We start from the raw sequence: 20,079 nt of genomic DNA, 5'->3' as shown, positions 1-20,079 counted from the left end.
CACGGGCGCGGCTTCCGGCCCGTGGCTCAGCCCGCGTTCGTCAGCACTGCCTGCTGACACCGCCGGTCTCGTTGCCCTTGAGGAAGATCCCGCTGACATAGCCGACCCCGCCCGCGTTCAGCGGCAGCCGGACCCACTTGTCGTTGGTGACACCCTCGGCGGTCACGCTCTGACCCACCACCCAGCAGTCCGCCGGGTAGGTCTCGTTCGGGTACACCGTGCTGCGGATCTCGCACGAAGTCGACGCACAGGCCCGGACGTTGGCCTGCGTCCACGCCGTCACCGTCGTCGAGCCGCCACCGCCACCGCCCCCGCCCCCGCCGGGCGTGCACGGCAGCCCGACGCCGCGGTCGCGCAGGTACGGGACCGGGTCGATGCCCCGGACCGAGGTGGAGGTGCCGACCCGGACGCGCAGATGCAGGTGGACGCCGGTGGAGTCGCCCTCGGAGCCCATCAGGGCGATGCGCTGACCGGCCGACACCTGCTGGCCGACGGAGACGTCCCGCTGGTACATGTGGCCGTACTCGGTCACGGTGCCGTCGGAGTGCAGGATGCGGATCCACTGGCCGTAGCCCTGGGCGGGGCCGGAGGCGATGACCTCACCGGCGCCGACCGCGTAGATCGGGGTGCCGAGCGAGTTCGCGATGTCGACACCGTCGTGGGAGCTGCTGTAGCCCTGGGTGACCACACCGGCGGCCGGGCAGGAGCCGGCGAAGGCGGCAGCGGCGGAGGTGGCGGCGACGGTGCCGTTCGTCGCCGCGTGGCCGGGGGCGGCCACCGCGAGAGGCAGCAGCAGGGCCGCCGTGGCCAGCAGGCCGGCCCGTAGGTTCATGCCGCGCAGAGCGAGACGCACGTGTGTTCTCCCATGAGGTAGCGGCTTCTGACGAGCCGAGGGGTGCGGTGGTCCGGCCCCCTCCCGCCGTGGAGCGGGGGCCGGTCCACGGACCCTAGGCGCGCGGTGGCCCCGCGGGGCATCCGGAAGTTTGCGGAGAGACGGTGCCCACGCCGGGGCGGTAGTCCTGGACCCTCGTCCGCATCGACCGAGGGGGAACCCGTGCCTGTCGTATCCATACCCGCCAAGTGGCGTACGCCACTGTGGGGAACGCAGGTCCTGTGTCTGCTGCTCGTCCTGATGGGCCTGACGGCGCCGCCCGCCGCCGCGCAGCCTCCGAAGCTCCAGGACAGCTGGCGCATCGACCTCGCCGGGCCGGAGGCCGACCGGGGCAACGTCGCCCGCCGTCCGGACGGGATCACCGTCAGGAACAGCGGAGTCAGGACCCGGTCGGTACCGGGCACCTCCGCCGTCTACACGTCGCCCGGCAGAAGCCTCGGCCGCCAGCTCACGGCGTTCACCGTACGGACCCGGGCGAAGGTCCCCAAGGGCACCAGGGTGCAGACCGAGGTCCGGGGCAGCAACCACCCGGGCACCTGGACGCAGTGGCGGACCACCGGCGGCACCGGCGCGGTCCGGCTGCCGCAGGCGGTCTCCCTCCTCCAGGTCCGGCTCACCCTGGTCGGCGTCCCCGGCGGGGCGTCGCCGACCGTCCGGTCCGTCACCGTCGCCGCGGCGGCCGTGCAGCCGGCGCCGCAGCAGACCCCGCAGGGCAGCAGGGCAGCCGCGTCCGGTCCCACCTACCGGCTGTTCGCGACCCGGGAGGGCCTCGTCGGCGGGACCACCGCCAACGGCCACGTCATCCAGCCCCGCGACCACTTCGTGGCCCTGCCCTCGCGCCGGATGCTGGCGGTCAACGGCGGTCGCGAGTACCAGGTCCGCCTCTGCTACAAGGGGCGTTGCGAGACCGCGCCCGTGTGGGACGTCGGCCCGTGGAACACCCGCGACGACTACTGGAACCCGCCCGCGCAGCGGGAGATGTGGCGGGACCTGGCGCAGGGCACCCCCGAGGCCCAGGCCGCTTACCTCAACGGCTACAACGGCGGCCTGGACGAGTTCGGCCGACGGGCCGCCAACCCGGCCGGCATCGACGTCGCGGACGGCACCTTCTGGGACGGCCTCGGCATGACCGACAACGACTACGTGGAGGTCACCTTCATGCCGGACGGCGGTGGCGGTGGCGGCTCGACGACGGTGACGGCGTGGACGGAGGCCAACGTCCGGGCCTGTGCGTCGACTTCGTGCGAGATCCGCAGCAAGGTGGTCGCGGGTGAGACCTACCCGGCGGACTGCTGGGTGGTGGGTCAGAGCGTGACCGCCGAGGGTGTCACCAACGACAAGTGGGTCCGGCTGCCGCTGAACGCGGGCGGGGTCGGCTATGTCAGCGGGATCTTCCTCAAGGGCAACGAGACCGGCGGTGTCAGCAGGCAGTGCTGACGAGGGCGGCTCGGGGAAACGCGGCCACGTCCGGCCCCCCGTCCCCCGGGCCGTCGCCTCACCCGTCCCCCGGGCCGTCGCCTCAGCCGTCCCCCGCGGGGAGCCGGACGGTGAACGTGGTCGATCCCGGGCCGCTTTCGAGGGTGACACCGCCGCCGTGGGCCTCCGCCACCGCCGCCACGATCGACAGCCCGAGGCCGGCGCCGGTGCCGGTGCCTTGGCCCGTGCCCTCGGTGCGGCGGCGGTCCGCGCGGGTGAAGCGTTCGAAGACCTTGGGCCGGATGTCGGCGGCCACGCCCGGCCCGTCGTCGTGGACCTTCAGCAGCGCCGTCCGGCCCTCGGCCGCCAGCGAGATGGTCACCGTGCTGCCGGCGGGGGTGTGCAGGCGCGCGTTGGCCAGCAGGTTGGCCAGCACCTGATGGAGCCGGTGGGCGTCACCCGTCACGGTCACCGGCTCCTCGGACAGTTCCAGCTTCCAGCGGTGCCCGGGGCCCGCGGCCTGCGCGTCCGTCACCGCGTCCAGGACCAGGCGGGTCAGGTCGACGGGCAGCCGTTCCAGGGGGCGGCCCGCGTCGAGGCGGGCGAGGAGCAGCAGGTCGTCGACCATCTCGCCCATGCGGGCGGCCTCGGCCTCGATGCGCTCCAGGGCCCGCACCACCTTCGGCTGCACCGGCCCCGGGTGCAACAGCGCCAGTTCCGCGTGGCCGCGGATCGAGGCCACGGGTGTGCGCAGCTCGTGGCTGGCGTCGGCGGCGAAACTGCGCAGCCGTTCCTCACTCGCGTGCCGTTTGGTCAGCGCGTCCTCGACGTGCCCGAGCATCAGGTTGAAGGCGCTGCCGACGCGTCCCACCTCACTGCGCGGGTCGGCCTCGGGAGCGCGCGGCCACAGCCCCACCTCGCCGCTGGAGAGCGGCAGTTCACTGACCCGGGTGGCGGTCGCGGCCACCCTGCTGAGCGGTCGCAGCGACCAGCGCACCCACAGTGCTCCGGCGACACCGGCGACGGCGAGGGCCGCGCCGAGGACGACCGCGGCGACCAGTTCCAGCCGGTGCACGGCGGCCTCCACGGACTCCATGGGCAGTCCGGTGACCAGGACGTCCCCGTCCCTGCCCGCGGTCGCCATCATGCGGTAGTCGTCCAGCGCGGAGAGGTCGACCGTGTGTCCCTCGCCGTCGGCGGGGAGCCCGGCGAGGCGTTTCCGGTCCCGCGCGCTCAGCTCGACGGTCGCCGTGCCCGTACCTCTGCCGGAGGCCACCACCGCCGCGTTGGTGACCGTGTCGCCGACCAGCCGGGCGCCGAAGGTCCCGGCGGACTGACGGCGGGTGTCGCCGTCGCCGCCCTCGTCGCCGTCGTGATCCGACGGGAGCGGTCCGCCGTGTTCAAGGCTGGCCGGGAACCGTACGCCCGCCTCGCGCAGCTGCTGGTCGAGGCGCCCGGTGAGGAAGCCGTTCAGCTCCACCACCGCGGCCACGCCGACGGCCGCGCAGCCGACCGCGAGCAGTACGACGAGCCCGGCGGTGAGCCGCGCCCGCAGCGTGTGCGGACGGGGGAAGCGCACGCGGGGCCTCACGGGGCCACCGGCTTGAGCACGTATCCGGCGCCCCGCACCGTGTGGATCATGGGCGGTCGGCCCGCGTCCACCTTCTTGCGCAGATAGGAGATGTACAGCTCGACGACATGGGCCTGCCCGCCGAAGTCGTAGGACCAGACGCGGTCGAGGATCTGTGCCTTGCTGAGCACCCGGCGCGGGTTGCGCATGAGGTAGCGGAGCAGTTCGAACTCCGTCGGGGACAGCTCGACGAGTTCGCCGCCGCGGGACACCTCGCGGGCCTCCTCGTCCATGACGAGGTCGCCGACGGTCAGCCGCGGCCCGTCCTCCGTCTGCCGGGCCATCCCGGCCCGGCGCACCAGCCCGCGCAGCCGGGCGACGACCTCCTCCAGGCTGAACGGTTTCGTCACGTAGTCGTCGCCGCCCGCCGTGATGCCGGCGATACGGTCCTCGACGGCGTCCCGGGCCGTCAGGAAGAGCACGCACACATCGGGGCGTACGGCGTGCAGCGAGCGCAGCACGGCGAAGCCGTCGGTGTCCGGGAGCATGACGTCGAGGACGACGGCGTCGGGCAGCAGTTCGCGTGCCTCGGCGACGGCCGAGACGCCGTCGCCCGCCGTGCGGACCTCCCAGCCCTCGTACCGCAGGGCACCGGAGAGGACCTCGGCGAGGTCGGGGTCGTCGTCGACGACGAGGACCCGGAGCGGCGTGCCGTCGGTCCGGGTCAGCGTGGGGCGGCCGGAGCCGCGGGGGCGGGGAGTGTTCATCTCGGTTACCAGGATGCGGTCTCGCGGCGTCCCCGGCCGCTTTCCCGGCCTCTGAGTTCCCTCTGAGTCCGCTCTGCGTCCGCCCTGGCCCCGGACCGCCCGGCCACCCGTCCCACCTGCGATTTCGGCCGCGCGGCGGGCCTCGCGCTGAGAGCGGGCTCAGAGGTTGCGTCGGCACAGTGTCGTCCGGACGGCCAAAGGGACATACCGACGCACCGGCCGACCGACAGCCGAAGGGACACACGGATGACGACGGCGTACGCGCAACGAAGGGTCGCCCCCGCGCCCCCCGCGCCACGGCGCTCCCCCGCCGGGCCGGTGCTCGCCGTCCTGTGGGGCGGCGCCGCCGCCCTGCTCGCCCTGTGGTGGCACGACACGGGATCGGTCGTGGGGGCGGCGGGGTGGCTGACCGGGGCCGGCCGGATCGCGGGACTGCTGTGCGGGTACGCGTGTGCCGTCCTCGTCGGTCTGATGGCCCGCGTCCCGCTGCTGGAGCGGCGGATCGGGGCGGACCGGGTGACGCGCTGGCACGCCAGGGCGGGCCGCTACACGATCTGCCTGCTGGTGGCGCACGTCGTGCTGATCCTGCTCGGGTACGCCGCACAGGACGGCTCCTCGTTCCTCGACGAGGCGCTCACCGTGGTCCTGGACTACCCGGAGATGCTCAAGGCCACCGCGGGCACCGTCATCCTGTTCGCGGTCGGGATCGTCTCGGCCGGCGCGGTGCGCCGCCGGGTCGCCCACGAGTTCTGGTACTACCTGCACCTCCTCACGTACGCCGCGGTCTTCCTCGCCTTCGGCCACCAGCTCGCCCTGGGCTCCGACTTCACCGGCAACGGGGCGGCCCAGGCCGCCTGGTACGCGCTGTACCTGGGCGTCGCCGCCCTGGTGCTGTGGTTCCGGATCCTCGCCCCGGTCCGCCTCAACCTGCGCCACCGGCTGCGCGTCGACTCCGTGCACCGGGAGGCGCCGGGCGTGTTCTCCGTCGTCATCGGCGGCCGGCGACTGGACGAGATGGGCGTGCTGCCGGGGCAGTTCCTGCGCTGGCGGTTCCTCACCGAGGGCATGCGCTGGACCTCCACGCCGTACTCCCTGTCGGCGCCGCCGCGCCCCGGCCTGCTGCGCATCACCGTGAAGGCGCTCGGCGACCACAGCGCCGCCGTGTCCCTGCTGCGGCCGGGCACCCGGGTCTGGGCGGAGGGCCCCTACGGGGCGCTGACCGCGGACCGGCAGACCTCGCACAAGTCCCTGCTGATCGCGGGCGGCGCCGGCATCACCCCGCTGCGCGCCCTGTTCGAGACGCTGCCGGGCGAGGTCACCCTCCTCTACCGCGCCCGTACGAACCAGGATCTGGCCCTGGGCGGGGAACTGGAGGCCGTCGCACGGTGGCGCGGGGCGAAGGTGCTCTACGCGCTCAACGGCCCCGACGGCCGGCGCCCCGACCTCTCCGCGCACTCCCTGCGCGCGGCCGTGCCCGACCTGGACGCCCACGACGTGTACCTGTGCGGCCCGCACGGTTTCGCGCGGGACCTCTACGAGGCGCTGCGCGCCGCCGGGGTCCCCGACCGCCGTATCCACCACGAGTCCTTCGAGCTGTGAGGTCCTCTTGCACCCGTTGAGGAAGAACCGTCCACTGCGCCGCATCGCGCTGGCGAGCGCCGCGACCGTCTCCGGCATGGTCCTGCTGCTGTCGCTGAAGCCGCACACGACACCGTCGGTCGTCACCGGCTCGGCGAGCTCCTCCGCGCCGTCCGGCGGTTCGAGCACGGCAGGCGGCTCGTCCGGGTCGACCGGCTCGTCCGGCTCGTCCGGCTCGTCCGGCTCGTCCACCGGCACCCGTACCGTCACCGGCGACTCGGTCCAGACGCGCTACGGCCCCGTCCAGGTCCGCGTCACCCTGACGAACGGGAAGCTCACCGACGTCACCGCGGTCACCTACCCGCAGGAGAACCCGCGGGACCAGCAGATCAACTCGTACGCCGTCCCGCAGCTGACCAGGGAGGCGCTCACCGCGCAGAGCGCCGACATCGACACGGTCTCCGGAGCCACGTACACCAGCGACGGCTACCGCCAGTCGCTCCAGTCGGCGCTGGACTCCGCGGGCAACTGACACCCGCTCCGGGAGTCGCGCCCCGCGACGGATCCGATCGCCGGAAGCGGCATGAAGCACTTGATGCCGGGCACTTGGTTTCGGTCATACGATGACAAGTGGACCGGCACGGTCACGTGCCCGGGCCCAGGCCAGGGCCGTCGAACCGGCCTCCGGGGCGCGCAGACAGGGAGCAGGGCATGATCCGTTCAGCCGACATCCGCGAATGGCGCAACCACGAGGTGATCGACGAGAAGCAGCGCAGGATCGGCATGCTCGAATCGGTCTACGTCGACACGGCCACCGACGAACCGGCCATGGCCACCGTCCGTACCGGGCTGCCCACCCGGCACCGGCTGGTCTTCGTCCCGCTCGACGAGGTGGTCCTCGGACCGGGCTACGTCAGGGTCGCCTATTCCAAGTCGCAGGTGCGCAACGCCCCGTCGATCGGGACCGACGACGTGCTCCCCGCCGAGCAGGAGGCGGAGATCTTCAAGCACTACGGCCTGGCGTACCAGCCCGGAGCAGGGGGCGAACGTCAGCTCGCACGCCGCTGAACACACGTACGGAACCAGCGCTTCGCACACTTCACACACCGCACAGAGGAGATGGTCCGGATGATGGCGCTCTTCCTTCTGCTGGTCCTGGTGGCCGTCGTCCTGGGAATCATCGGTGTGGCAGCCCATGGCCTGGGATATCTGCTGGCCATCGGCATCGTGATCTTCGCCGCCGACCTGATCTTCTTCGGGGCCCGGCTCACCCGGCGCGTCAGGCGGCGTCCCGTCCGCTGACCGCGAAGCCGTACGGTGGGGGCGAACCCGGGACGTGGGCGGACGGACCGTCGCGCCGGCCACGAGGCCCGGGTTCCTGTCGGGGGACCATCGGTCACTGGTCCGGCGGTTTCCCCTGACGCGCCCGCGGGCTTCGGTGCGAGGCCGCCCTGGCTCCAGGGCGGCGTGGTGGAGGGTACGGTGCCCGGTGCGGGTGACGAGTCGGGGTCAGGTTCGGGGTCGGGTTTGGGGTCGGGGTCGGGGACACGGCCCGCGACCGGGCCGAAGTTCTGGAGACAGGTCGTCGAGCGGCTGAGCACAGCCCTGATGGTGGTCGGCCCGACCGGCCGGATCGACGCCGTCAACCCGGCCGCCGAGCGGCTGCTGGGCCGTACCGCCGCCGCCGTACGCGGGAAGGACGCCCACGACCTGCTGCACCGGGACGCGGCCGGGGCCACCCTCCCGCGCGAACGGTGCCCGCTACTCCGGGCGCTGGCCGGGCAGGAGGCCGCACGCGGTGACGGCGACAGCTGTCTGCGCGGCGACGGCCGCCTCGTCACGATCTCCTGGTCCGCCTCCCCCCTGCTGGACGACGGCTCCTTCACGGGCATGGCCGTACTGCTCACCGACAGCACGGACAGCGCGGACGCCGGCGGCTACCCGGGCACACGCCGGGAGGGCGCGGCCTACACGAGTGCCCTGGAGGACCTCAACGAGCGGCTGACCCTGGTCGCGGAGATCACCGACGTACTGGGCCAGACCCTGGAGACCGACGAGGCCCTCGCCCGGCTGGGCCGGCTGCTGGTCCCCCGCCTCGCCGACTGGGCGGCGGTGGACCTCCGGACCGGTTCCGGGCGGATCCACCGGGTGGCGGTGACCGGACCCGCGGGCCGGGACGCCGCGCTGGAGGGCGGGCGCGAGCGCCTGCCCGGGGCCGGCGAGGGCGACCCGTCGCCCCTCGCCCAGGTACTGAACGGCGGTGATCCCGTACGGCAGGACGCGGCGGAAACGGCCGCCGCCGCACCGCCCGGCTCCGGCCTGGCCGCCGTCCACAGCGACTTCCTGCGGACGGCGCGCGCCACGTCCGCCATCACGGTGCCGCTGGGCTCCGGCCCCGAACGGCAGATCACCGGCGCCCTGACCGTGGTGCGCACCGACCCGGCGCACCCCTTCGACGACGCCGACCTCGCGGTGGTGAGCGACATCGGCCGACGGGTCGGCCTGGTCATCGACAACGCCCGCCGGTTCGGCCGCCAGCGCGCCGTCGCCGAGGCCATGCAGCGCAACCTGCTCGCCCCGCTGCCCCAGCCCGGCCGGCTGCGGCTGGCCGCCCGCTACCAGCCCGCCCCTGTCGGCTCCCAGGTCGGCGGCGACTGGTACGACGCGTTCGGGCTGAAGGACGGCACGCTCGCCCTCGTCATCGGCGACGTCGTGGGCCACGACCTGACGGCGGCGGCCGGGATGGCCCAACTGCACGGCATCCTGCGGTCGTTGGCCTGGGACCGCTCCGGGCCGCCGGGCACCGTCGTCGACCGCCTCGACGACGCCATGCCCGCCATCACCACCGTCCCCATGGCCACGCTCGTCCTCGCCCGGGTGGAGGGCCACCCGGACACGGGCCCGTGGACCCTGCGCTGGACCAGCGCCGGCCACCCGCCGCCGCTCCTGCTGACCCCCGGCGGCCACGCGCGGTACCTCGAAGCCGGCCAGGGCCTCCTCCTCGGCGCCCACCACAGCGGCGGCGAGAGCAGACCGACCGCCACCCAGGCCCTGCCGCCGGGCTCCACCCTGCTGCTCTACACCGACGGCCTGATCGAGATCCCCGGCAGCGACCTCGACACCGGCCTGCGCCGCCTGCGCGAGCACGCTCTGGCGCTCGCCCACACACCACTGGACACCCTGTGCGACCAGCTCCTCGCCCGAATGCCGCCCGGCAGTACGGACGACGTGGCACTCCTCGCGCTGCGTCTGCCGGAACCGTGACGGCGGGCGGGCTCCGGTGCCCGGGGCTGGTGGGGCCGGGCTCGTCGGGCACGTCGATCCAGATCGGGTCGCCGCAGTTGTCCTCGAAGCCGCGTGCCCTCAGGCAGTAACGGCCTCCGCGGTACGGGGCGGTGCAGGGGTTGCCGAAGACCCCGTACACGCCGTACACGGCGTGCTGGTCCGCGCCGCGGAGGGTGATCAGGCGGGACGAGGGCCGGTCGCGGCGCGCTGCCCGCGCGCACTCGTGTCCCTCCGGTCCAACGGACGGGCTGACCGGCTGACGGGCGGCGGAGTGCGGGGCAGCCGACGGCGGAGTCCCGGGTCGCCGCCGTACCCGCCCTGCCCGCCCCGTCCGCCCGCCCGTCAGACCAGTTCGAGTCGCCGTTCCGGTCGCCGCACCGCCACGGGTTCCGGTTCCCAGCGTCTGGTGGTCCGTACATACCCGTCGACCACCGAGAGCATCGCCAGAATGATCAGCGGTCCGAACACCCACGGATGTTCCGCCATCTCCATCGACAGATGGCGGTACGACACCAGGAGTGCGGCGAAGACCGTCGCGCCGTGAGCGACCAGCCAGGTCGCGGATCGGTCCCAGCCGCGCGCCAACGCGCGTAGAGCCGCCTCGACCGTCAGCGCGAACACCACACCGGCCACGAGGTCCGCGCCGTAGTGGTAGCCGAAGCCCAGCGTCGCGGTGAGCGTGGCGACCAGCCAGAACGTGCCCGCGAACCGCAGGAACCGGGGGCCTTTGCGGGAGTGGATGAAGATCGCGGTGGCCCATGCCGTGTGCAGGCTGGGCATGCAGTTACGGGGGGTGATCCCGTCGTACGGCATCGGATGCGGGGCGGTGACCGGCAGTGGCGTGTTCGGCCACAGGTCGGCCACCGCCCAGTGTCCGCCGCCGGTGCCGAAGGCGCCGGAGCCGTAGGCGAAGACCGGTCCGACCACCGGGAAGATCATGTAGATGCCGGGTCCGAGGAGGCCTATCGCCAGAAACGTGCGCACCACGTGATGGCTCGGGAACCGGCCCTCGGCCGCCACGTTGCGCAGCTGGTACAGCGCGACGCAGACCGCGGCCACCGCTAGCTGTATGTAGACCCAGTCGAGCAGATGGGTGCCGATCGGGCCCGTGGCCCTGACCATCCGGCCCACCAGCCACGACGGATCACCCAGCGCGTGATCGGCGGTCGCCACGTACTGGTCGAGCACCATCGGGCGGGTCTTCGACGTGATCAGCAGCCAGGTGTCGCCCGCCTTGCGGCCCGCCACCAGCAGCAGGCCCAGCCCGACGCCCTTCAGCAGCAGGAGCCGTTCCTGGCCGGTGCGGCGCGTGACGGCGATGACCGCGCAGCCCAGCATCACCCACAGAGCGCCGTTGCCGAAGAAGTGGCCGCCACCGCCCACCCGGGCGCCGACCGCCAACCGCACCAGCAGGACGGTGACATCGATGCCGATGGCGACACCGGCCGCGATGAACCGCTCCCGCCAGGTGAGCACCACCATCATCAGCGCCATGCTCGCGTACAGCAGGGGTCCCGACCTGGGGGTGCATATGACCTCGCGCACCTGGTTGGTGATCGGCCCGGGCAGGCCGTAGGAACGCGCGGCGATCTCCATCGCGACGAGGAATCCGAGGACCGCCGAAACCACCACGGCCCAGAGCCCCGCCGACGGCTGCCGCCACATCGAGAACGCGGTTCTCCGGCGTATTCGATCAAACACTGGTGGCGGCATATGGGGTTCCCCGTTCGGTTTACCGGACTTCTGTCAATCAGTTGCTCATCACGCTTTTTGGGCAGCTTTCTCCCCCACGAAGTCAACCTGTGTGAGACCTGTCAGCGGCTCCCGACAGATAAAGATGGCTGGATCACGGTCCGGGTTCCGGACTCGGCGAGCTCCCCGGTGCGGCGGCAGATCGCGGCAGTGCCCCCGGAAGCGGTCGTGCCTGCCGGGCCACCACCACAGTGCCGCCCATCCCGGCGGCACGGCGACCATCGGCCACAGCGGGAAGCGGAAGGCAGAAGGCAGGAGAGGACCGCGAGGACCATACTCCAGGCACCGGACGAGGTGAAGCCCCCGACAACACCAGCCGTCCGGAGAACCACGGGCGGGCGGTGCGGCGGCGGGGCGCGGCAGCACAAACCGATGGGCGCCGCGTACGGCGCCCATCGGCGGGAGGGGGAAGGACCCGGGCTCCAGAACCCGGGCCTCAGCGGTCAGATGAGCGGACCGGCGGTGCCGGGGGTTCCCGGCGTGCCACGGGTACCGGGGGCACCCGGGGTGTGGGGAGCGCCGGGGATACCGGACGTCCCGGGGGACCCGGCCGTACCAGGGGTCCCGGGGGTGTTGGGAGCACCACCGGGCATACCGGTGGTCCCGGTGGTCCCCGGTGTCCCGGTGGTCCCCGGTGTCCCGGTGGTGCCGGGCGTCTCAGTGGCGCCCGGGTCTCCGGGGCGGATACGTCCGCGCCAGGCGCCCGTCTCCGCGCCGTGCTCCTCGACGTAGTCCTTGAAGCGGTGCAGGTCGCCCTTGACGCGGCGGTCGATGATGCCGAGCACGTCCGCGCCCTTCTCGACCATGCCGGTGGGCTCGACCTCCATCGTGAGCTCCACGCGGGTGTGCGTGTCGTCGAGACGCTCGAACCGGACCGAGCCGCGCTGGTGGGTGTCGCCACCGACGGAACGCCAGGTGATCCGGTCGTCCTGGAGCTGGTCGACGATCTCGGTGTCGAACTCGCGCTTCACCCCACCGATCTTGGTGGTCCAGTGGTTGTGCCGCTCGTCCAGCTGCTTGACCTCCTCGACGCCCTCCATGAACTTCGGGAACTCCTCGAACTGAGTCCACTGGTTGTAGGCCGTGTGGACGGGAACTTCCACGTCCACTGCTTCCTTCACCGTGCTCATGCTTTCCTCCTCATATGAGGTGTTGGCGGGCATTGGCGGTCTTCCGCACGACCTCGGGTACCCAGGCCCACGGATTGAAGACATCCCCTTCGCGGCCGTGGTCCTCGCCCCGGACGGAGGATGCCTCCAGGGGCCTCGGTCCGACCGCGCCTCAGGGGCGCCCGCCGCCACCTCCGCCGCCGAAGCCGCCGCCCTCCGGGGCCTCGCCCGCCGTGACCGTGGCGATCTTCTTGGCGGAGCCCAGCTCGCCGGACTCGGCCAGACCGCCGGTGTCGGTGCCCGAGGTGCTGCCGCCGGTGTGGACGGTGTACTCCTCGCCGTTCCCGATGCCCTTGCCGGAGTAGACGATGTTCTGGACGGCCTTCGAGGTGACGTACGACGCCACGACCTTGCCGTCGGAGTCGGCGATGTGCACGGTGGTGCCCGCCTGGAGGGCCGTGTCGAGCGTGGCCGAGAGCCAGCCCTGCCCGGACTCGGCGTCGGGGGCGACGACCATGCCCGCGCTGCCCGCGGCGAGCAGCGAGCCGCCGCCGACGGTGAGGCCGCCGTTGACGTCGAGCGCGCCGTTGCCGTTGCGTTCCGGCCCGTTGACGACGACGGTGCCGCCGGTGATCTCGGCGTTCCCGTTGGAGTCGAGGCCGTCGCCCTCGGAGTCGACGACCAGGGTGCCGCCGGTCACCCTGACGGTGTAGTCGCCGGCGCCCTCGCCTCCTCCGCCGCCACCGGGACCGCCGCCCCCGAACCCGCCCCGGTCGCCCTGGTCGTCCGAAGTCGCCTCGCTGCCGGACGCGTTGACGCCGTCGTCGCCGGAGGTGACATCGGTCGAACCGCCGCTGACGAGGATGTCCTTGCCCTCCAGTCCCTCGTTCGACCGTGTGATCCTCACCGTGCCCGCGCTGATGACGAGGTCGCCCTCCGCGTGCACCCCGTCGTCGTCGGCGGCGAGGGTCGCGGTGGCGCCGCCGAGATGGACGGCCCCGTCGCCGTGCACGGCGTCCGCGGCGGACGTGACGTCGACGGTGCCGCCCTCCAGGACCGTGATGACGCCCGACTTCAGCCCGTGGGAGGAGGAGTCGGACGAGTCGTCGGAAGCCTCACTGGTGACGGTGACCTTCCCGCCGGTGACGACGAGGTCGGTGGCCGCGTCGATGCCGTCACCCTCGCTGGTCACCTTCACGGTGCCGCCGCCGACGGCGACGTATCCCCGGTCGGCGTCCTCGGTGTTGTCGGCCTTGAGGCCGTCGCCCTCGGCGGTGACGTTGACCGTGCCGCCGCTCACCACCACGTAGTCCTTGCCGCGGATGCCGTCGTCGGCGGCGTCGACGGTGAGGGTGCCGCCCTGGATCACGAGGCCGTCCGTGCTGGTGATCCCGTCGGCGCCGTTGCCCCGCACGGTGAGCGAGCCGCTGCCGCCGATCGTCAGGTCCGCGGCGCTGTGGAGGGCCGCGTTCGCCTGGGCGTCCTCGGCGTACGTGCCGGTGTCGCCGAGGGTGTTCTCGCTGCCCTCGGCGAGGACGACCACGACCTCGTCGGCGTCGGTGACGTCGATCGCGGCACCCTTGGAGTTGGTGATCTTCGCGCCGTCGAGGATCAGCGTCACCTCGGCATCGGGGGCGGTGACCACGAGCTGCCCGTCGTCGAGGCTGCCGCCGATCCGGTAGGTGCCCGCGGCCGTGATGGTGACGGTCCCCCCGTCGACGCCCACACCGTTCCCGTCCCCGTCCGAGGTGGCGGAGTCGCCCGTCAACTCGACACTCACGGCGCCGGACCCGGCCGCGTCCGTGTCCGCCTCCGTGTCACCGCTCTCGGCGTGGACGTCCTGGTTGTCGGCGAGCACGGCGGCGGCCTGCTGCGAACCGTCCACCGCCGCCGCGGCCGACGTACTCGACTCCGACCCCGAACCGGTGGACGAGGAACCGGAGTTGTCACTCGACGAGCACCCGGCGAGCGCGGCGCCGGCGAGTCCCACCGAGGCGAGCACAGCCGCCAGTTTGTACGCGCTCATGCCGGGCTCCCTTGATGTGCGTGAGGTGCGGTCGGAAAGTGGCGCCGCAGGACGGGCAGCCACCGGTGGGCGGGCAGTTCGGGCCGCAGCGCGGCGAGACCGGTGCCGTACTTGGACACGGCGAGCGGCCGGTGTCCCAGCGACCACAGGAGCCGGTCGGCCTCCGAGCCGGCCCGCCCCGACTTGGTCTCGACGACGGCCCGGTCCGGGGTGCGCAGGCCGGTCCCGTCGGGCAGTGTCCAGGTCAGCCCGGTGTCGACGGTCACCCTGCTGTCGCTCAGGGGCAGAAACAGGGTCGTACGCCGGTACGACGTGACCAGCGTCGGCACGAACCGGAACCCGCCGGTGTCGATCCCGGCCCCGCTCAGCACCTCGTCGGTGTACGCGCGCGCCTCGGGGGACAGCCGCCACAGGTCTCCGTCGTACGGGATGCGCTGCTTGACGGTGGTACCGCGCGGGCCGACGGTCTTGACCTCGAAGTAGTGCGCACCGGAGTCGAGATACGTGCGGATGCGCAGCTTGAAGCGGCGCCGCCGGCGGCGCGCGGTCCGCAGGTAGGCGTCGAGCTCCGGAGTGTCGTAGTAGACCGACCGGTATCCGAAGTCCCGCTCCCCGGCCATCTCCAGGACCCGTACATCCTCGCCCACCCCGCCGATGACCAGGGGGAGTTCATCGATCGGCAGCATGTACTTGCGGTCGAGGCGGGTCAACAGGGAGGCCCGTTCGACGAGTTCGTCGAGCCCGATCGGACGCAGTGCTCCGACCATCGGGGCGAGAGCGGGAGAGGCGGACGCGGTCACGCCCCGACTCCCTGTCGCGCGGCGGCTGTTCCGGCCTCCCGGGGCACCTGCGAGCCCTCGGTGACGACGTACCGTACGTCGACCTGGGTCGTGTCGTTGACGAGGTCGACGCCCTTGACCGACATGTTCACCACGCGCCCGCCGAGCAGCACCTCCAGATGCGCCCGCAGGGCCTCGTCGTCGGTGTAGGCCGAGTCGAGCCGGAGGCTGAGCCGACGGTGCCGGCCGAAGAGCCTGGGGTGGTCGCCGACGTACATCGTGAGGACGATCAGGCCCATCAGGGCGCACGTCAGCACGTCGACGCTCGCGGGGAGTCCGGCGAGCAGACCGAGGGCGAGTGCGGAGAAGTAGTACGCGATCTCGTGCTGCGCGATCTCGTACGACCGCAGCCGGATGATCGACAGGACGCCGAACAGTCCCATCCCCAGCCCGATCCCCACCGACGCGGAGCTGAGCGTCATCGCGACGGCGAGGACACCGACGTTCACACCGAGAAAGGCGGTGATGAGGTCCCGGCGGTGGTGGCGCGGAAAGTACACCGCGAAGGCGAGCAGGGATATGGCGACGAGATCGACGCCGACGAGCAGCAACCGGTTCACGACGCGCACCCCGCCCCGGCGATCCCCGGTCTGCCGCCCTTGACGGCGTTCGCGGCGCACGCGGCTTTCCCTGTCCGCGCGGTCTTTGCGGTTACGTGGCTCATTTTTTAACCATGGGCAACCTTCCTGTGAGTCAACTTGCGCCCTCCTTAAGGAAGTTTGAGAATCGCGCACCCACCCACGGCACGGGCCGGGCGAGCACGGATTCCGGCAGCGGGGCGCGTTTGCGCCCAGCCCCAGCCCCAACCCCGGCCCCCGCGCCACGAACAGAGCGCCCTCACCCACGGGTTGCCGAGCCTTCGGCGCCGACGAGGCCGAGGCGCGCTTCCCCGCGGCCTCCGATCCGCAGTCCCCGCACGAGGAGTTCGCCGGTGAACACGAGATCAGCGACGCCCTGCACGCGGGACGCCCGGTGCCGAGTCCCGGCGCACGCCCGGTCCGGCAGGAGTACCCCCCTGCAAGAAGGTTGCTTGACTTAAGTAACTCCATTATGTTTGCCTAAGTCAAGCAACAAGCGCCCCAGGAGCCCTCCATGCCGCACACCCCCACCCCGGCGGTCGAAGCAGGCCGCACCAGTCGCCCGACAGCCACCGCAACCGCCACAGTCCCGGCCACCGGCTCGCCCCGGACCGGCTACGCCGGCGGGCGCGTCAAGCCCCTCTGGCAGGCTCTGCTCCCTCCACTGCAGGCCGACCCGGCACTGAGCGGCGTACGACCGTGACCACCGCCCTGACCTGCCTCCTCCTCACCGGAGCGGTCGCGGCCGGTGTGGCCGCCCTCGTCGCCGCCTGGCACGGCTGGGGCCACCCCACCACCTGACGCCACCGGCGGCCCGCCCAGCCGCCGGCACCCGGACCGGGGCCACCTCGATCGGAGAGGTCCCGCCGCGCCGCACCCGTGGGGACGGGGACGGCGCAGTCGTCGGGGCGGCCACCGGAACGCCCCCCTTCGGTATCCGCCCCGACGACACCGACACCACTCGACGCCACCCCCCGCGGGCGCACCCGAAGCCGCCGACCGCCCCTCGCCGTCGTCGGCCCGCCACCACCACCGGACAGGAATCGCTCTCCCCATGATCAGCAGCCCGCAGCGGCAGCTGCGCGACCGTCCCAGCCCTGTCGAACGTCCCGCCCCCGCCGACGCGGCTGTCGCCGGCGCGGTCTTCGCCTGCTCCTTTCCCGGCAGCTTCTTCACACTGCCCGGCGGCCCGGCGCTCCAGTGGTGGCCCGGCGCGCTGCTGACGGGAGTCTCCTGCGTGGCACTGCTGTGGCACCGCTGCCATCCCCGCACCACCGTGACGGTGACCGCCCTCTGCGCCACGGCCATGGCCGGCATGGGCCACGTTCTCTCGATCCTGCTGCTCGGACCGCTCATGGTCGCGCTCCACTCGCTGGCCCTGCGTACGGACCGGAAGACCGCCAACTCCTTCACCTGCGGTGGCATCGTCCTGCTGGTCGGCACGGCGCTGATCGTCGGCCCCGCCGGTGAACCACTGGTCCTCAAGCTGGTCGGTCCCGCCGCCTGGCTGCTGCTGCCCACCTCGCTGGGCACCGCGAACCGACTGCGCGGGGCCTACCTGGAGGCGGTCCGGGCACGGGCCGAGAACGCGGAACACACCCGGGAGGAGGAGGCGCGCCGCCGGGTCACCGAGGAGCGGATGCGGATCGCCCGCGACCTGCACGACGTCGTCGCCCACCATCTGGTGCTGGCCAATCTCCAGGCCGGCGCCGTCGGCCGGCAGCTGCCCGACCGGCCGGACGAGGCGGCGCGGATCGTCGCCGAACTGACCGGCACCACATCCTCGGCCCTGCGTGAACTCAAGGCCACCGTCGGCCTGTTGAGGAACTCCGACGACCGGGACCCACCCATGGAGCCCACTCCGGGACTCGCCCGGCTGCCCGAGCTCGCCGCCTCCTTCCAGCACGCCGGGCTGACTGTCGCCGTCAGAGTCGAAGGGGAGCCACGGCCCCTGTCGGCCGGGGTGGACCTCACGGCGTACCGGATAGCGCAGGAAGCCCTGACCAACGTCACCAAGCACGCCGCCGCCCGTTCGGCCGAGGTGCGGCTCACCTACTCCGCGGTCGGCGTCGTCCTCGCCGTCACCGACGACGGACCGGGGAAGAAGCCCGATCCTTCCAACCCCCCTTGCCCCAGTGGTGGTTACGGCCTCATCGGCATGCGGGAGCGGGCCCACTCCGTGGGCGGGAGCTTCCGTGCGGAGCACCGCGGCCAGGAGTGCGGAGGCGGCTTCGGGGTCGTCGCCGAACTGCCCCTCTAGACCGAACGGGCCCGCTGTGACGCAGGCCACCAGACCCTCCCCCAGATTGAACTTGCGTAAGTCAAGCAATTCTCTTTATGCTTGCGTAAGTCAAGCAAATTGATGCCCGGCCCAGCCAGGCACTCGATTCGACACCTCGATTCCACGACTCGCCCCACGGAGGCACGCCGCCATGTCCAATGCCCTTGCCCGTCCCGCCGGAGCGGGAAAGTCCTCCCCCGCTGCCCGAAAGGCGCGGGAGGTGCCCCCACCACCGAGGCCGAACGCCGTGGTGGCGGTACTGGCCCTGGCCGGGATCGTCGTCTCGCTGATGCAGACCCTGGTCATCCCGATCGTTCCCGAGCTGCCGAAGCTCCTGGACGCCCCGGCGTCCGACACCGCCTGGGCGGTCACCGCGACCCTGCTCGCGGCCTCCGTCGCCACACCGGTGGTGGGCAGGCTCGGCGACATGTTCGGCAAGCGCCGGATGCTGCTGGTCAGCATCGTGCTGCTGGTGTCCGGTTCGGTGGTCTGCGCCCTGGCCGACTCCCTCACCCCGATGATCATCGGACGTGCCCTCCAGGGCCTCGCGGCAGCGGTCGTACCGCTCGGCATCAGCATCATGCGTGACGTACTGCCCGCCGACCGGCTGGCCGGATCCACCGCGCTGATGAGCGCCTCGCTCGGTGTCGGCGGTGCGCTGGGGCTCCCCAGCGCCGCGTTCATCGCCGACAACTGGGACTGGCACCTCCTCTTCTGGGTCTCCGCGGCCCTGGGCGTCGTCGCCCTCGTCCTGGTCGTGCTGATCGTCCCCGAGTCGAAGGTGCGCGCAGGCGGCCGGTTCGACCTGGTCGGCTCGCTCGGCCTCTCGGCCGGTCTGATGTCCCTGCTGCTGGCCGTCTCCAAGGGCGGCGACTGGGGCTGGACCAGCGGCACGACCCTCGGCCTGGGCGTCGCGGCCGTCCTGATCCTGCTGGCCTGGGGCTGGTGGGAGCTGCGCAGCCCGCAGCCGCTGGTCGACCTGCGCACCACCGTCCGCCCGCAGGTGCTGTTCACCAACCTCGCCTCGATCGCGCTCGGCTTCTCGATGTTCGCGATGTCCCTGGTCCTGCCGCAGCTGCTCCAGCTGCCTGAGCAGACCGGCTACGGCCTGGGCAAGTCCATGCTGACCGTCGGTCTGGTGCTGGCCCCGCAGGGCCTGGTCATGATGGCCATGTCCGCCGTGTCCGCGAAGGTCACCAAGGCCAAGGGCCCGAAGGTCACCCTGATGATCGGCGCGCTGATCGTGGCCGGCGGTTACGGTCTGAACCTCCTCCTGATGTCCGAGGTCTGGCACCTGATCCTGGTGTCCTGCGTCATCGGCGCCGGCATCGGCTTCACCTACGGCGCGCTGCCCGCCCTCATCATGGGCGCCGTGGACCCGACCCAGACGGGTGCCGCCAACAGCCTCAACACCCTGATGCGGTCCCTGGGCACCTCCTTCGCCAGCGCCCTCGCCGGTGTGATCCTGGCCCAGATGACCACCGACTTCGGCGGCGTGGCACTGCCCTCGGAGGACGCCTTCAAGGTCGTCATGGCCATCGGCGCCGGAGCGGCCCTGCTGGCCTTCTTCCTCGCCTCCTTCATCCCGCGCCACCGTGAGAACACACAGGGGGCGGCGCCCGACAGCCCGGTCGAGGCACCGGAGGGCGCGGAGGTCGCCGCGATCAAGGCGTAGGCATACGCCCCCCCGGTCAGCCCCCGAACACACGAGAGGCCGCCGCCCCGCACCCGCGGGCGGCGGCTTCTTCGCGTCCGCCTCTACCAATCTGCGCCTCTACCAATCTGCGCCTCTACCCATCTGCGCCGCCATCTCTCTCCGTCTCCGTCTCCGTCCCCGTCTTGCGCCTTGCGCCTGCGCCTTGCGGGCTCCGCTTCCACCCTCCACCCTTCGGCGTGAGCCGCAGCGGGCCGTGATCCACGCAACACCCGACCGGACCGAGAATGCTTGCGTAACTCAAGCAATTCGATATGCTTGAGTAAGTCAAG

The 20,079-nt window shown here is 72.3% G+C and carries 16 protein-coding genes and 1 pseudogene; 9 read left to right on the top strand and 8 right to left on the bottom strand.

What is annotated here, in order from left to right:
- Positions 1–40: 40 nt before the first annotated feature.
- Entirely contained in the window at positions 41–853 is an 813-nt protein-coding gene (locus OG595_RS22090) for a M23 family metallopeptidase (RefSeq protein WP_329274522.1), read from the bottom strand.
- A 201-nt stretch (positions 854–1,054) separates the two neighbouring features.
- Between OG595_RS22090 and OG595_RS22085 the strand changes: the two genes are divergently transcribed.
- Positions 1,055–2,329: an SH3 domain-containing protein gene (locus tag OG595_RS22085; protein WP_329274519.1), complete on the top strand. Its 1,275-nt coding sequence runs from the start codon at positions 1,055–1,057 to the stop codon at positions 2,327–2,329.
- Positions 2,330–2,411: 82 nt separating this feature from the next.
- Here OG595_RS22085 and OG595_RS22080 read toward each other — a convergent pair whose 3' ends face one another.
- Positions 2,412–3,887, bottom strand: coding sequence for a sensor histidine kinase (locus OG595_RS22080; RefSeq protein WP_329274516.1), 1,476 nt, complete (start codon positions 3,885–3,887; stop codon positions 2,412–2,414).
- A gap of 8 nt (positions 3,888–3,895) precedes the next feature.
- On the bottom strand, positions 3,896–4,645 hold the full coding sequence (locus tag OG595_RS22075; protein WP_329274515.1) for a response regulator transcription factor: 750 nt from the start codon (positions 4,643–4,645) through the stop codon (positions 3,896–3,898).
- 246 nt (positions 4,646–4,891) lie between these two features.
- Between OG595_RS22075 and OG595_RS22070 the strand changes: the two genes are divergently transcribed.
- From OG595_RS22070 to OG595_RS22050, 5 genes are all read left to right on the top strand, one after another.
- Positions 4,892–6,244 carry a ferredoxin reductase family protein gene (locus OG595_RS22070; protein ID WP_329274512.1) on the top strand — a complete coding sequence of 451 codons (1,353 nt, stop codon included), beginning with the start codon at positions 4,892–4,894 and terminating at the stop codon, positions 6,242–6,244.
- A 7-nt stretch (positions 6,245–6,251) separates the two neighbouring features.
- Positions 6,252–6,755 carry an FMN-binding protein gene (locus OG595_RS22065; protein ID WP_329274509.1) on the top strand — a complete coding sequence of 168 codons (504 nt, stop codon included), beginning with the start codon at positions 6,252–6,254 and terminating at the stop codon, positions 6,753–6,755.
- Between the two features lie 179 nt (positions 6,756–6,934).
- Positions 6,935–7,291 (top strand): PRC-barrel domain-containing protein, encoded by a 357-nt coding sequence (locus OG595_RS22060; protein WP_329274507.1) that lies wholly within the window; start codon positions 6,935–6,937, stop codon positions 7,289–7,291.
- A 60-nt stretch (positions 7,292–7,351) separates the two neighbouring features.
- A complete protein-coding gene (locus OG595_RS22055) occupies positions 7,352–7,525 on the top strand; it encodes a hypothetical protein (protein ID WP_164312077.1) in 174 nt (57 codons plus the stop codon).
- 15 nt (positions 7,526–7,540) lie between these two features.
- Entirely contained in the window at positions 7,541–9,487 is a 1,947-nt protein-coding gene (locus OG595_RS22050) for a SpoIIE family protein phosphatase (RefSeq protein ID WP_443073102.1), read from the top strand.
- Positions 9,488–9,850: 363 nt separating this feature from the next.
- Here the strand turns inward: OG595_RS22050 and OG595_RS22045 are convergent, their stop codons facing one another.
- The 5 genes and pseudogenes from OG595_RS22045 to OG595_RS22025 all read right to left on the bottom strand — a co-directional run bounded on the left by OG595_RS22045 (position 9,851) and on the right by OG595_RS22025 (position 15,854).
- Entirely contained in the window at positions 9,851–11,173 is a 1,323-nt protein-coding gene (locus tag OG595_RS22045; protein ID WP_329283103.1) for a phosphatase PAP2 family protein, read from the bottom strand.
- 752 nt (positions 11,174–11,925) lie between these two features.
- A pseudogene (locus OG595_RS22040) lies at positions 11,926–12,390 on the bottom strand (SRPBCC family protein); the annotation flags it as partial.
- A 151-nt stretch (positions 12,391–12,541) separates the two neighbouring features.
- Positions 12,542–14,395 (bottom strand): carbohydrate-binding domain-containing protein, encoded by a 1,854-nt coding sequence (locus OG595_RS22035; RefSeq protein ID WP_329274503.1) that lies wholly within the window; start codon positions 14,393–14,395, stop codon positions 12,542–12,544.
- Complete coding sequence (locus OG595_RS22030; protein ID WP_329274500.1) at positions 14,392–15,195, bottom strand: polyphosphate polymerase domain-containing protein; 804 nt, start codon at positions 15,193–15,195, stop codon at positions 14,392–14,394. The genes OG595_RS22035 and OG595_RS22030 overlap by 4 nt, the downstream gene beginning before the upstream one ends.
- Positions 15,192–15,854 carry a DUF4956 domain-containing protein gene (locus OG595_RS22025; protein WP_329274496.1) on the bottom strand — a complete coding sequence of 221 codons (663 nt, stop codon included), beginning with the start codon at positions 15,852–15,854 and terminating at the stop codon, positions 15,192–15,194. The genes OG595_RS22030 and OG595_RS22025 overlap by 4 nt, the downstream gene beginning before the upstream one ends.
- Positions 15,855–16,326: 472 nt before the next feature.
- On the opposite strand from OG595_RS22025, the gene OG595_RS22020 reads away from it, so the two are divergent.
- The 3 genes from OG595_RS22020 to OG595_RS22010 all read left to right on the top strand — a co-directional run bounded on the left by OG595_RS22020 (position 16,327) and on the right by OG595_RS22010 (position 19,768).
- Positions 16,327–16,515, top strand: a complete 189-nt coding sequence (locus OG595_RS22020) for a hypothetical protein (RefSeq protein WP_329274494.1) — start codon at positions 16,327–16,329, stop codon at positions 16,513–16,515.
- 351 nt (positions 16,516–16,866) lie between these two features.
- Positions 16,867–18,072 carry a sensor histidine kinase gene (locus tag OG595_RS22015; RefSeq protein WP_329274490.1) on the top strand — a complete coding sequence of 402 codons (1,206 nt, stop codon included), beginning with the start codon at positions 16,867–16,869 and terminating at the stop codon, positions 18,070–18,072.
- Between the two features lie 172 nt (positions 18,073–18,244).
- Entirely contained in the window at positions 18,245–19,768 is a 1,524-nt protein-coding gene (locus OG595_RS22010; protein ID WP_329274488.1) for an MFS transporter, read from the top strand.
- Positions 19,769–20,079: the final 311 nt, after the last annotated feature.

Source organism: Streptomyces sp. NBC_01451, from assembly GCF_036227485.1.
Lineage (GTDB): Bacteria > Actinomycetota > Actinomycetes > Streptomycetales > Streptomycetaceae > Streptomyces.
Note: the sequence above shows the minus strand (reverse complement) of the source record. Positions and strands in the feature narration are given on the sequence as shown.